Annotated in this window: 9 protein-coding genes and 1 pseudogene; 3 read left to right on the forward strand and 7 right to left on the reverse strand. The window is 70.3% G+C overall.

What is annotated here, in order from left to right:
• Positions 1-183: 183 nt before the first annotated feature.
• Positions 184-1,629, forward strand: a complete 1,446-nt coding sequence (gndA, locus tag J7E97_RS03740) for an NADP-dependent phosphogluconate dehydrogenase (RefSeq protein ID WP_215022197.1) — start codon at positions 184-186, stop codon at positions 1,627-1,629.
• 442 nt (positions 1,630-2,071) lie between these two features.
• On the opposite strand, the gene J7E97_RS03745 is transcribed toward gndA, so the two are convergent.
• The 5 genes and pseudogenes from J7E97_RS03745 to J7E97_RS03765 form a co-directional block, all read right to left on the reverse strand.
• Positions 2,072-2,425 carry a GNAT family N-acetyltransferase gene (locus tag J7E97_RS03745; protein ID WP_215022199.1) on the reverse strand — a complete coding sequence of 118 codons (354 nt, stop codon included), beginning with the start codon at positions 2,423-2,425 and terminating at the stop codon, positions 2,072-2,074.
• A gap of 13 nt (positions 2,426-2,438) precedes the next feature.
• Positions 2,439-2,858, reverse strand: coding sequence for an aspartate 1-decarboxylase (panD, locus tag J7E97_RS03750; RefSeq protein ID WP_073772810.1), 420 nt, complete (start codon positions 2,856-2,858; stop codon positions 2,439-2,441).
• A gap of 119 nt (positions 2,859-2,977) precedes the next feature.
• Positions 2,978-3,151, reverse strand: a pseudogene (locus tag J7E97_RS35510) (aldehyde dehydrogenase family protein); the annotation flags it as partial.
• A complete protein-coding gene (locus J7E97_RS03760) occupies positions 3,136-4,398 on the reverse strand; it encodes a glycoside hydrolase family 16 protein (protein WP_215022204.1) in 1,263 nt (420 codons plus the stop codon). The gene J7E97_RS03760 and the pseudogene J7E97_RS35510, both read right to left, overlap by 16 nt.
• A 241-nt stretch (positions 4,399-4,639) precedes the next feature.
• Complete coding sequence (locus J7E97_RS03765) at positions 4,640-6,520, reverse strand: ricin-type beta-trefoil lectin domain protein (protein WP_215022206.1); 1,881 nt, start codon at positions 6,518-6,520, stop codon at positions 4,640-4,642.
• Between the two features lie 279 nt (positions 6,521-6,799).
• Here J7E97_RS03765 and J7E97_RS03770 point away from each other — a divergent pair, with 279 nt between their 5' ends.
• The gene (locus J7E97_RS03770; protein ID WP_215022208.1) at positions 6,800-7,780 is read left to right on the forward strand and encodes a LacI family DNA-binding transcriptional regulator; all 981 of its coding nucleotides are present in this window, start codon (positions 6,800-6,802) and stop codon (positions 7,778-7,780) included.
• Positions 7,781-7,851: 71 nt separating this feature from the next.
• On the forward strand, positions 7,852-10,932 hold the full coding sequence (locus J7E97_RS03775) for a glycoside hydrolase family 3 N-terminal domain-containing protein (protein WP_215022214.1): 3,081 nt from the start codon (positions 7,852-7,854) through the stop codon (positions 10,930-10,932).
• Here J7E97_RS03775 and J7E97_RS36545 read toward each other — a convergent pair.
• On the reverse strand, positions 10,914-11,354 hold the full coding sequence (locus tag J7E97_RS36545; protein ID WP_285427821.1) for a helix-turn-helix transcriptional regulator: 441 nt from the start codon (positions 11,352-11,354) through the stop codon (positions 10,914-10,916). The two genes, J7E97_RS03775 and J7E97_RS36545, sit on opposite strands and share 19 nt — an antisense overlap.
• 163 nt (positions 11,355-11,517) lie before the next feature.
• The gene (locus tag J7E97_RS03785; protein WP_215022216.1) at positions 11,518-13,584 is read right to left on the reverse strand and encodes a SpoIIE family protein phosphatase; all 2,067 of its coding nucleotides are present in this window, start codon (positions 13,582-13,584) and stop codon (positions 11,518-11,520) included.
• Positions 13,585-13,671: the final 87 nt, after the last annotated feature.

Consider the following 13,671-nt stretch of genomic DNA (forward strand, 5'->3'; position numbering starts at 1 on the left):
GGAACCTCGCAACCTAACGCCGCGACCGGACCATGACAAGGCGCACAACAAGACGCGCCCGAGCGGTAGTTGATTTCTCGCCGAAAGCGGTACACCGATAACGATCTCCGCCGATGTAGCGTCGGTGTTCCCGCATTCCTCCGCACATCGAATGCACCGTCGAAGCACTCAGGAGCGCACGCAATGAGCAGCAGCACGGCCCAGATCGGCGTCACCGGCCTCGCGGTCATGGGCAGCAACCTCGCCCGGAACTTCGCCCGCAACGGGTTCACCGTGGCCGTCCACAACCGCACCGCCGCCAAGACCACCGCGCTGGTGGAGGAGTTCGGCCACGAGGGCACCTTCGTGGCCGCCGGGTCCGCCAAGGAGTTCGTCGACGCGCTGGAGCGCCCGCGCCGTCTGATCATCATGGTGAAGGCCGGCGAGGCCACCGACGCCGTGATCCGCGAGTTCGCCCCGCTCCTGGAGCCGGGCGACGTCATCATCGATGGCGGCAACGCCCACTTCGAGGACACCCGCCGCCGGGAGAAGGAGCTGCGCGAGCAGGGCCTGCACTTCGTGGGCGTCGGCATCTCGGGCGGCGAGGAGGGCGCGCTGCTCGGCCCCAGCATCATGCCCGGCGGCTCCGAGGAGTCCTACGCCTCCCTCGGCCCGCTGCTGGAGAAGATCTCCGCGAAGGCCGCCGACGGCACCCCCTGCACCTCGCACGTGGGCCCCGACGGCGCCGGTCACTTCGTCAAGATGGTGCACAACGGCATCGAGTACGCCGACATGCAGCTCATCGCCGAGGCCTACCACCTGCTGCGCGAGGTCGCGGGCTACTCCCCCGCGAAGATCGCCGAGACCTTCCGCTCCTGGAACCGGGGCCGGCTGGACTCCTACCTGATCGAGATCACCGCCGAGGTGCTCGCGCACACGGACGCCGCTACCGGCCTGCCGTTCGTGGACGTCGTCGCCGACGCCGCCGAGCAGAAGGGCACCGGCCGCTGGACCGTGCAGATCGCCCTCGACCTGGGCGTTCCGGTGTCGGGCATCGCGGAGGCGGTGTTCGCCCGCGCGGTTTCGGGCCACGGCGAACTGCGCACGGCCGCCCGGGGCCTGGCCGGCCCGAAGGCCGCGCCGCTCGGTGCCGAGGCCGCGGACGCCTTCGCGGCCCGGGTGGAGCAGGCCCTGTACGCCTCGAAGATCGTCTCGTACACGCAGGGCTTCCATCAGATCCAGGCCGGCAGCGAGGAGTACGGCTGGGGCGTGGACCCGGGCGCCGTGGCCTCGCTGTGGCGCGGCGGCTGCATCATCCGGGCCGCTTTCCTGGACCGGATCCGCGCCGCGCACGACGCCCGGCCGGAGCTCCCCAGTCTGCTGGCGGACGCCGGCTTCGCCGAGGAGATCGGCGCCGCGCAGGAGGACTGGCGCGAGGTGCTGGTGGCCGCGGTCCGCCAGGGCATTCCGGTACCGGCCTTCGCGGCCTCGCTGGCGTACTACGACGCCCTGCGCTCGGAGCGGCTCCCGGCGGCCCTGACCCAGGGCCAGCGCGACTTCTTCGGGGCGCACACCTACCGGCGCACCGACCGCGAAGGCTCGTACCACACCCTGTGGAGCGGCGACCGCTCGGAAGTCCGCACGGTCTGAGGCGCGCCCGGGCCGCGGCCGGGCGTGCCGTCGTGGGCCTCTTCCTCGCCAACCGGATCAGCCGCCGGCTCGAGGGCGTGTTCCAGGTCCCGGCTCACGTCCTTGCGGTGCGCTCAGCCCAGCGGCTCCGGCATCGGTGTGGGTGCGGGACCGGGCGGCGGCGGCACCGGATCGGGCTCGGGCACCGGGCCGGGCGCAGGTGGCGGGGGCCGCGGGATGGGATCGGGCTCCGGGAACGGCTTGGGCCCGGGCAGCGGAGGCTGCGGCACGGGGTCGGGTCCGGGCACGGGCGGTTGTGTCATGCCATCCACCTTCCCGCGTTCCGGGCGGGTACGCACGACGAGGACGCGACGGGCACGGGAACGGGGAACGCCGCCCTCTCGGGGGCGGCGTTCCCCGGCTCAGCGGGACCAGCAGGGACGCGCTTCCGCCCACGGGCCGGTCACCAGAGGTCGGAGTCCGCGGCGAGCTGCGCCTTGGCGGCCGCCACGACCTCGTCAGGGGCCACCGGTGCCTCGTCGGGGTGTTTGACGGCCCAGCTCGCGGCATACGGGCACAGCGGGACCACGGGCACGCCCTCGCCCGCCGCGATCCCGTAGAAGGTCCGCACCAGGTTCCCGGCGATGCCGCGGCCCTCGTGCCCCGGCTCGACGATGGTGTGGACCGCCACGAGGGCGTGGGGCGCCTGCGCGAGCGCGAAGTAGGCGATGAAGCCGACCACCTCGCCGGCCTCGACGGCCAGCAGCCTCCCCGCCTCGCGGTCGTCCACGAACTCGATCGGCTCGGCCTGCGGCATGGTCCACTCCCCCTCAGACAGCCACCGCGTGGGGGCTGCGCTCCTGGTCCGTTCCCGGAACCGGGGCGGAGGGATCCGCGCCCAGCTCGATGATGCGATTGTCTCCGTCGACGTGCACGACGCGCGGCTTCAACACCCGCGCCTCGGCGTCCTCGACCTGCGCGTAGCTGATGAGGATGACGAGGTCCCCGGGGTGCACGAGGTGCGCGGCGGCCCCGTTGATCCCGATGACCCCCGAGCCCCGCTCCCCCTCGATGACGTACGTCTCCAGCCGCGCCCCGTTGGTGATGTCCACGATGTGCACCAGCTCCCCGGGCAGCAGGTCCGCCGCGTCGAGGAGATCGGCATCGACGGTCACGGACCCGACGTAGTGCAGGTCGGCCTGGGTGACGGTGGCCCGGTGGATCTTGGACTTGAACATGGTACGAAGCATGCGAATACTCCCGATATGTCTGCTCCCTGCCTGCTCACCGCAGGTCAAGGGCGATTTCTGGAGCTTACAACGACTCGCATGTTCGGTCAGCTGTCCCCGGGTGTTGCAGGACTCACGCTGCCCAGGGCGGCCACTCGCGCGGCCTCGTCGAGGTCCGGTGCGTCGGGGAAGACGATGTTGGGGGACTTGCCTCCCAGTTCCAGCCAGACCGGCTTCGCGTTGGACTGGCCGACGTAGGTCAGCAGCTGCTTTCCGACCGCGGTCGAACCGGCGAAAGTCACACCGTCCACTTCTGATGTGCGGCTCCGGTGCAGGTCCATATCTGCAATCGGGTGCCGTTGGCCGAGCTGCCGCCCGAGGCGTCCAGGCATTTGTTCGCCTGCGGGTTGACGATGTCCCTGGCTTCGGGGGTGGCCCACTGCTGGGCGGCGGAGCCGTTGCAGTCCCACAACTGGACCGGCGTACCGTCGGCCGTGCCTCCCGAGGCCACGTCCAGGCACTTGCCGAGTGCGCGGATGGTGCCGTCGGTGCCCACGCTCCAGCGCTGGGCGGGGGTGCCGTTGCAGTCGTAGAGCTGTACGGGGGTGCCGTTGGCGCTGTTGGCGCCGGTCACGTCCACGCACTTGCCGCCGAGGCCGGTGATCGGACCGCCGCCGCTCGGCTGACCGCTGTCGGTGCTGACCCGTACGTAGTCGACCAGGAGCTGCTGGGGGAAGACCGTGCTGCCGTTGGGGTCTCCGGGCCAGTAGCCGCCGACCGCGAGGTTGAGGATCAGGAAGAAGGGCTTGTTGAAGGCCCACCGCTTTCCGCCGAGGTCGGCGGGGGTACGTCGCTGGTACACGGTGCCGTCGACGGACCAGGTGATGACGTTCGGGCTCCAGTCGACGGCGAAGGTGTGGAAGGCGTCGGCGAACGCCTGACCACCGGGCAGGGTGTAGCCGGCGCCGATGCCTCCGGCGCCGGAGTACCCCGGGCCGTGCAGGGTGCCGTGGACCGTGGACGGCTCGAAGCCCACGTTCTCCATGACGTCGATCTCACCGGCGTTGGGCCATCCGACCTGGCCGATGTCGTTGCCCAGCATCCAGAACGCGGGCCACATGCCCTGTCCGCGCGGGATCTTCATCCGGGCCTCGACGCGGCCGTACGTCGTGGTGAACTTGCCGGCCGTGTTCAGCCGGGCCGAGGTGTACTCACATTTCCCGTACCAGCACTGGTAGTTGCCCGGGTTCTCACGGCGGGCGGTGATGGCCAGGTGGCCCTGGCCGTCGAGGGCGGCGTTGCGGTTGCCCGCGGTGTAGTACTGCCGCTCGTGGTTGTTGACGTTGTCGCCCGTCTCGATCTGCCACTTCCCGCCGTCGACGGCGGAGCCCGCCGGTCCGTCGAATTCGTCGGAGAAGGTGACGGCGGCCGCTTCTGAGGCCGCCGTCGCAGGCGGCTGCGGCGCGGACGCGCCTTGTGCAAGTCCGGTGGACAGCGACGCGAGGGTGAGGGCCGAGACGAGAGACAGCAGCAGGCGTCGGGACAAGCGTGGGGGGTGCATGACTCTCCCTTCCAGGGAGCATGACGGAGCATGACGGACACCGCTTGTGGCATGCATATGACAAGCGAGGGGCGCACACGCGAACCCGAATGGTCGCTGCGCCGACAGGGATGGGGATGAGAAGTCGAGCCCAGGGGGGCACTTACATCACTACGTGATTTAAGTAGTGAACGAAACGCCCTGTCAAGAGGTTGGTATGGACCACATTCGTGAACGCGGCCCGGAGCAGGTGGACGATGCTCTACCGCAGCTGCCACTTCTGGTTGGCGGCGCCCGTGCATGTCCAGATCTGGGCCCGGGTGCCGTTCGCGGAGGAGTTGTCTGACGCGTCCAGACATTTGTCGGCGGGCGCGTTCACCAGATCCGCGCCGCCGACTGCGTAGCGCCACTGCTGTGCGCCCGAGCCGTTGCAGCCGTAGAGCTGGACTTTCGCACCGTCCGCCGTCGATGCCGATGTCACGTCCAGGCATTTGCCGAGAGCTTGGACGGAGCCGTCGGAACGAACGGTCCAGCGCTGCGCCGGGGAGCCGTTGCAGTCCCACAGCTGGACCGGCGTACCGTCGGCACTGGAGCCGCCGGCCACGTCCAGGCACTTGCCGCCGAGGCCCACCAGCGCGCCACTCCGCTCCGTGTCGCCGGTCTGCGTCCCCGTCCACGTGAAGGTCGCGGACGTCTTGCCGGGCAGGGAGTACGTGTAGCGCTGGCCGCCCCAGTTGACGGTCATGGTCTGCGCGGCGGAGGAGTCGTTGTACGCGATCAAGGCCTTGGAGCCGTCGGGGTTGCGCCACGCCACGTTCGGGACGGTCGCGCTCGCCGTGGAGGCGATCCGGTGGGCGCCGGGCTTCACGAACTTGGTGAGGTGGCCCATCGTGTAGTACTCGACGGTGTAGTCGACCTGGCCGTGGCGCCCATCGCCGTTGTGGACGGTGATCAGGCCGTCGCAGGTGCCGCAGCCGCCGTTGTGCGGGCCTCTGTTCTGGTCGACCGCCAGGGACCACTTGGTCACCGACTTCGCCCAGTTACGGGTGTAGTCGATGATGTTCATCATGTCCTCGCGCTGCTGGTTCGCGATCCAGGTCCCGCCGGAGTGCTCGGTCTGGAAGGCGTCCAGTTGCGGATACTGATTGTGGACGTCGCTCTGCTCGGAGACGCTGCCGCCGTAACCGTGCCAGGCGATCCCGCCGAAGTTGGGGTGGCTGCGCACCGCCGGGTCGTTGATGGTCTGGGCGGCGTACGCGTCGTAGGTGTCCCAGTTCCAGTCGTGCGCCAGGACCTTGGTCGGCAGACCCGCCGCCTGGAGCCCGGGCAGCAGTTCGTCCTTCGTGAAGTACGCGAGACCCGAGGCGTTCCAGCTCATCGACGGGTAGCCGGCGCAGCACGTCGGCTCGTTCTGGGGCGTGACGTAGTCGACCGGAATGCCCTGGTCACGCCACGCCTGGAGGTACCTCACGAAGTAGTCGGCGTACGTGCCGTAGTTCTCGGACTTCAGCCAACCGCCGTTGAGCTGTCCGCTGTCCTTCATCCAGGCCGGAGCCGTCCAGGGCGAGGCGACCGTAGTGAGGGCCGGGTTGAGCTGCTTGGCCTGTTTCGTCAGCGGCAGCACGTCCTGGAGGTCGTGCGCTATCGAGAACTTGGAAAGCGTGGGGTCGGTCTGGCCGGCCGGCAGGTCGTTGTACGTGTAGCCGAAGCGGGCCAGGTCCGAGCCGCCCATGGGGTTGCGGATGAAGGACAGGCCGATGCCCTCAGTGGGAGAGAACAGCTTCTTCATCGTCGCGTCGCGCGTCGTCTGCGACAGCGCACCGGAGCCCTTCATCAGCCAGGCGGCGGTGTCCGTGAAGGACGCGCCGCCACCGGTGAAAGCCTGATAGCGCGTGTTCTCGTCGACGATGATGTTCGTGCCACCGCCGCCATTGCCGGACTGGAAGGTGACGGGGCTTTGCTGCTGGAGACCCCGGGTGACGTGGCGGCCGCCACTGTCGTCGGTCGTCGTGAGCCAGATGCTCACCTGCTCACCGGCGGCCTGGGCGGCCCCCTCGGAAAGGCCGGTGAGACTCGCGGTGGCGAGAACCGCCGTGAGGAGTAGTCGCGTCAGCCGGACCGGTCCCCGAACCGGCTTGCCCATCGATCTGATCATGGTCAACTGCCCTTCTCGGCATGGTAGTGGGGCTTGGGGGTGGGTGGCGCCATGGACCGAGGCGTGAGTGAACTCCCGATGCGAACTCGCGTCAAGGCTCGGCACATTCATTTCCTGAACACACAAGTCCCCTGGCACCCATAGAGCTTGGGAATTTCCCCTGTCCTGTGTGAAGTCTTGACGGCAGGGCGGCCCGCATGTTGACTCGCCGCACCAGCCGGAACCGGTACCGGGACCGGTTCCGGAACCCGACGCGGAGGCGCATGCATGCGAGCCACCATCGCCGACGTCGCACGTCAGGCGGGGGTCAGCAAGACAACGGTCTCCCGTGTGCTCAACACAAGGACGGAGGTGGACCCCAGTACCGCCGCCCGTGTTCGTGAAGTGATCGATGCGCTCGCCTACGTTCCCAGCTCGGGAGCCGTGGGCCTGGCCCGCGGCAGCAGCCGCACCATCGCCATGCTGACGCCGTCCCTCACCTGGCCGTGGATGGGCGAGGTGCTCCAGGGCGTGGCCGACACCGTCGAGGCGGCCGGCTACGGACTGCTGCTGTTCAGCTGCAACCGGGGCGCCGACTCCGTCAGGCACTTCACCAGTCAGGTCTCCGCCCGCGCCTTCGACGGGCTCCTGGTCATCGAACCGGAGAACACCCTCGACACCATCGCGGAGATGTACCGCCGGGGGCTGCCCGTCGTACTCATCGACGACCGCGGCCGCCACCCGGCGTTCCCGTCCGTGGCCACGACCAACCGCGAAGGCGGCGCGTCCGCCGCCCGGCATCTGCTCGAATCCGGCCGCACCAGGCCACTGGTCCTCACCGGCCGGCGCGACTTCGGCTGCGTACGCGACCGACTGGCGGGATTCTCCGAGATCCTGCCCACCGATCTCGTCATCGACGGCGAGTTCACGGAGGAGTCCGGGCGGCACGGTGTCGAGCGAGCCTTCGCCCAAGGGCGTTCCTTCGACTGCGTCTTCGCGCACAACGACCTCATCGCCGCAGGTGCGTTGCGGGCCCTGCGGGAAGCCGGCCGCGACGTCCCGGACGACATCGCCGTCGTCGGATTCGACGACATCCCCATCGCCCGTCACACCGAGCCGCCCCTGACCACAGTCCGCCAGCCCATGCGGCAGATGGGTGAAACAGCGGCCCGGCTCCTCCTCGCCGGCCTCGGCGGCAAGACCCTCTCCACGGAACCGGTGGTGCTGCGCACCGAACTGGTCGTCCGACGCTCCGCGCCCCGCCCCTGAGGGGTCCGCTCCGTCCGGGGAATCTCCCTCCCGACCTCCCCCCTTCGCATCCCACGCGTCAAGGAGTTGTCATGCCACGACCACGTCCCCCGCTCAAAACCGGTACGTCGGCACTGGCCGCGGCCGCCGTACTCTGCGGCCTGCTGGCCGGCGGGCTGCCGACCGCCGCCGCTGCCGCGGATCCGGCCCCACGGCTCGTCGACCGCTTCGAAGGCGAGGTGCCCTTCGCCAACCCGCCCGCCGAGGGGATCTTCACCTGGGGCAGCGATGCCGACGACCAACCGAAGCTGGAGATCAAGGAGCGGGCCGACGCTCCCGAGGGCAGCAAGGTCCTCGAAGGCACCTACGACATCAGCGGCTGGGGCGGAGCCAGCCACGACTTCGCCTTCGACCAACCGGCCCAGGACTGGACTGCCCACAAGGGCATCCGCTTCTGGTGGTACGGCCAGAACACCGCCCCGCTTCCGCCCGGTTCGGGCAAGCGCGTCCATTTCGAGATCAAGGACGGCGGTGCCAACGGCGAGGCGTCCGAGCTGTGGACCACGTCGTTCACCGACGACTGGGAGGGCTGGCACCTCGTCGAGATTCCGTTCTCGGAGTTCCAGTACCGGACCGACTACCAGCCCGTCGGCGGCATCGACCAGGTTCTCGGCCTGAACGAGATGTGGGGGTACGCCCTCACCCTGCCGACCGGCGCGCCGGGCTCCTTCGCGATCGACGCCGTCGAGCTGTACGGAAAGGCGGAACCCGCCCTGAACGCCAGGGTGGTCACCGACTCGGCCGTGTACCCCGTCGCGGAGGGCGGGACCGCGCAGGTGAAGGTCTCCGTCGTCACCACCGGCTCCGGCCCGATCGACGAGCCCGTCACCGTCGCCTACGGCACCGAGGGCGGCAGCGCCACCTCAGGTGACGACTACCGGCCGGTCTCCGGGAGCGTCACCTTCCCCGCGGGCACGGTCTCCGGTGCGAGCCGTACGATCACGGTCAGCACCAAGAAGGACGGTTCCGCCGAGTCCGCGGAGACCGTTGCCCTCAAGCTGACCGTCAGCGGCGCCAAGGCTCCCGCGGAGACACCCCACGTCGTGGTCAACGCCCACGGGCTGCCGTACCTCGACAAGAGGCTCCCGGTCGAGAAGCGCGTCGCGGACCTCCTCGCGAGGATGTCCCTCGCGGAGAAGGCCGGCCAGATGACGCAGGCCGAGCGGGGCGCCCTCAAGGCACAGGGCGACATCGCCTCCTACGACCTCGGCTCGCTGCTCTCCGGCGGCGGCTCCGTGCCGGCCCCCAACACCCCCGAAGCATGGGTGAAGATGGTCGACTCCTACCAGCTACGCGCCCAGACGACCCGGTTCCAGATCCCGCTCGTCTACGGCGTCGACGCCGTACACGGCCACAACAACGTCATCGGCTCGACGATCATGCCGCACAACATCGGCATCGGTGCCGGACGCGACCCGAAGACCGCTGAGAAGACCGGTGCGGTGACGGCCGAGGAGGTGCGCGCGACCGGCATTCCGTGGGACTTCGCACCGTGCCTGTGTGTCACCCGCGACGAGCGCTGGGGCCGGTCCTACGAGGCGTTCGGCGAGGATCCGGCTCTGGTCACCGCGATGGAGACCGTGATCACCGGCATGCAGGGCGCACGCGACGGCAAGGACCTGGACCGCAACGACAAGGTCCTCACCAGCGCCAAGCACTTCGTCGGCGACGGCGGCACCGAGTTCGGCTCGTCGACCACGGGGTCGTACACGATCGACCAGGGCGTCACCAAGGTCACCCGCCAGGAGCTCGAAGCGGTGCACCTGGCGCCGTTCACCGAGGCCGTCAAGCGCGGAGCCGGCACGGTCATGCCCTCGTACTCGTCGCTGGACGTCCTGGGCGACGACCAGGGCCCGGTGAAGATGCACGCCAACGCCGAGATGATCAACGGGGTCCTCAAGGACCGCATGGGCTTCGACGGGTTCGTGATCAGTGACTGGCAGGCGATCGACCAGATCCCCGGCGACTACCCGAGCGATGTGCGCACCTCCGTCAATGCCGGTCTCGACATGATCATGGTGCCGACCGACTACCAGGGCTTCACGCGCACGCTCCGGGAAGAGGTGACGGCGGGGCGCGTCAGCCAGGCCCGGGTGGACGACGCGGTGTCCCGGATCCTGACCCAGAAGTTCAAACTGGGCCTCTTCGAGCAGCCCTACGCGGACACGGCCAACCTCGACCGGATCGGCTCCGCCGAGCACCGCGCGGTGGCCCGTGAGGCCGTCGCCAAGTCCCAGGTGCTGCTGAAGAACGACGGCGCGGTGCTGCCGCTGAAGACATCGCAGAAGGTGTACGTCGCCGGGTCCAACGCGGATGACATCGGCAACCAGGCCGGTGGCTGGACCATCAGCTGGCAAGGCTCCTCCGGTCCGACCACGACGGGCACGACGATCCTCCAAGGCATGCGCAAGGCCGCCCCGGGCGCGGAGATCACCTACTCCAAGGACGCTTCCGCCGCCACCGGGGGATACGACGTAGGCGTGGTCGTCGTCGGCGAGACGCCGTACGCCGAGGGCTTCGGTGACGTCGGCAACGGCAACGACCTGGAACTCACCGATGCCGACAAGGCGGCCGTCGACAAGGTCTGTGCGGCGATGAAGTGCGCGGTACTGATCGTCTCCGGCCGACCGCAGCTCATCGGCGACCGCCTCGGCGGCATCGAAGCACTCGTCGCCTCCTGGCTGCCCGGGACCGAGGGCGACGGCGTCGCCGACGTCCTGTACGGCGAGCGTCCCTTCACCGGGCAGTTGCCGGTGACGTGGCCCAAGTCGCAGGCACAGCTGCCCATCAACGTCGGTGACGCCGCCTACGACCCGCAGTTCCCCTACGGCTGGGGCCTGACCACCCTCACCAAGCCCCCGGCCGGTGGCGGAGAGGTCGCCCTGAAGGCCATCGGCATCGCGGCCAGGACGCTCCAGACAGCCGGCCTCGGCAGCTCCGAGCAGGGCAGGGAACTGGTCGCCAAGGCCCGGCTGATCGTGCAGGCGAAGATGGCCCGTGGCATCGGCGAGGCGTCGGCGAAGCCGTTCGCCGAGGCGGATCATCTGCTGCTCAGCGGTGACCTGCCGGGGGCGGTGGCGAAGCTGACCGCCGCCTACCGGGCGACCCGGTAGACCCACGGGGCGCCGCGGGTGAGGGCGAGGGTGATCAGGCCTCCGACCACGGCACCGGCCGCGGACGCCAGGGCCAGGGCGCCGGTACCGGCCGGGCGGGCGCGGCGGGGGTGCGGTCGCCGGGCGGGGGCCGAAGATCCGCGCCGGGCGGCCGCGGAGTGGTGCAGGCACCGCTCGAGACGGTCCAGCAGGGGCCGGGCGTCCTGCCCGACCGCGGTCGCGAACTGCTCGAGGGCCACCCGGGTCGGCAGCTGCTTGCTGTTGAGGATCCGCTCCCAGGAGGACCTGCTGTAGTGGCTGCGCTGGGCCAGCCGGGCATAGCTGAGCTCCTGCGCGTCCTTGATGCGCCGCATCTCGGCCGCCAGCTGGTCCCAGGGGTTGGCCCCCTCGTGCGTCCAGGTTCTGCCGCTGCCCACGGTCATGGCACGCTCCTCCGTTCCGGGGCTTGCTTCTCTGGGCAGGACTCTCGCGCACAGGGCCAACGGGCCACCAACGAACGGTCAACGTCCCCCAACACGGTGGGGTTCAGCGGCCGGGGGCGGCTGTGACCACGCCGCGACCCGGTGAACCTCTCCGGTCACAGCGCTAGCCGCCGACGCGGGCGACCAGGAGGGCCACGTCGTCGTCGGCCGCCGCGGGGACGAGGTGGGTGATCAGCGAGTCGCACAGGTGGTCCAGCTGCCGCTGGGGATCCGCGAGCAGGCGCGTCAGTTCGGCCAGCCGCTCGTCGAGGTCGTGGCCCCGGGCTTCGATCAGTCCGTCCGTGTAGAGGACCAGGAGGCTGCCGGGAAGCAGCGTGAAATCCGTGGGAGTGAAGGAGACGCCCCCGACGCCCAGGGGGACGCCGGGCGGGGTGTCCAGGAGCCGGACCGTGCCGTCGGGGAGCACGAGCGCGGGCGGCGGGTGCCCGGCCCGGGTCACCGTGCACTGTCCGGTGGCCGGATCGCACACGACGTACAGGAAGGTGGCCAGCATCGGTTCGGTGAGGTCGCCGAGTACGGCTTCCAGCTGGTGCAGGAGCCGGACGGGCGGCAGGTCCAGGCGCGCCAGGGCCCGTACGGAGGCGGCCAGCCGGCCCATGACCGCGGCCGCCGCGATGCCGTGTCCCATGACGTCGCCGATCAGCAGGGCCGCCTTGCCCCGGGCCAGCGGCAGGACGTCGTACCAGTCGCCGCCGACCTCGTTGACGTCGCTCGCGGGGAGGTAGCGGTGGCTCACTTCCAGGCCCGGGGGCGGGGTGATGTGCTGCGGGAGCATGCTGCGCTGGAGGATGACGGCGGTCTCGTGCTCCCGGTGGTAGAGCCGTGCGTTGTCGATGCTGAGGGCGGCGCGGGCCGCGAGTTCACCGGCGAGGGTGACGTCCTCGGCCCCGAAGGGCACCCTGGGGTGGGTGCGGTAGAAGGTGGCGACGCCGAGCACCGTCTCGCGGGCGACCAGCGGCGCCATGATGAACGAGCGCACTCCCACCGTGACCAGCTGTGCGGGTTTGGCCGAGTGCCGGGCGGCCGGGGCGACGGCCTGCTCGTCGAGCCGGGCGATCAGGTAGGTCTGCCGGGCCGCGAGGGCCTGGCTGTAGGGGGCGGCCGGGGGGAAGACGAGGGTCCTGCCGAGGGGGGCGAGGACGTCGGTCACCCGGGATCCGGACAGCGGGGCCTTGCCGAGGCGCCGCAGGGCCGCCCCTCCGGTCAGCCCCATGCCGGGCTCGTCCCCGCGCGCCAGGGCGTCCAGGACGTCGACGGTGACGGCATCGGCCAGGCGCGGTACGGCCAGGTCTGCGAGTTCCTGTGCGGTGCGCTCCAGCTCCAGGCTGGAGCCGACGCGCATGCTGGCCTCGCTGAGCAGGGCGAGCCTGCGCCGGCCCGCTTCGGCTTCGAGGTGGTCGTGCTGCTGCTCGGTGATGTCGACGAGCGAGGCGATGACGCCGATCGGCATGCGGGCGGGGTCCTCGACCCGGACGTAGGAGCACGACCACACCCGGTCCTGGTCCGGCTCGGCCGGTGTCCGTCCGACGCGGCGGCGGTCCAGGAGCGGCTGCCCGGTCGCCAGGACCTCCACCATGGCCTCCTCCATCTCGTGGGCGTTCACCTCGGGGAGGATCTCGGCCAGACGGCGTCCGATGTGCGCCGACTCCGGCAGCCCGTTCATGGCTTCGAGCGCGGCATTGACCTGCAGGAACCTCAGTTGTGTGTCGAGGACGGCGATGCCGACCGGGGAGCGGGAGAACAGCCCGTCCCACACCGCCGACGCCCCGCGGATGCGTCGCGCCGCATGGGCGTCGGCTGCGAAGACCAGGACCGAGGCCGCGCCGTGCTGCCGGTCGGACACCGGCGAGGCCCAGATCTCCACCTCCAGCGGGTGCCCGTCGCGGTGCCAGGCGGTCACCGTGCCCATCACGCCCCGCCCGGTGGCGGCGGCTTCCCAGAGCGAGCGGCCCAGGCTCCGGTCGGCTCCGGGATGGAGGAGGTCCGCGATGTTGCGTCCCAGCATCTGGGGCGGGGCGTGGCCCAGCAGCTCCTGCGCGACCTGGTTCCAGCGCACGATCGTGCCGTCGGCGCTGGTGGCGATCAGGGCGACCGGCAACGAGCCCAGCCACCCGCCGGCAGCCTGCGCGGCGCCGCTGATCAGCTCGTCGACCGGAATCTCCTCATTCATCTGGCACCCGTACGCCTTGCCGCGGCGGCCTTGCCCTTCGATCCGCGGTCATGTCCACGGATCCATCGTCTGCCGGTCCGCGTGGCG

It is taken from the genome of Streptomyces sp. ISL-66 (assembly GCF_018614135.1).
Taxonomy (GTDB): domain Bacteria; phylum Actinomycetota; class Actinomycetes; order Streptomycetales; family Streptomycetaceae; genus Streptomyces.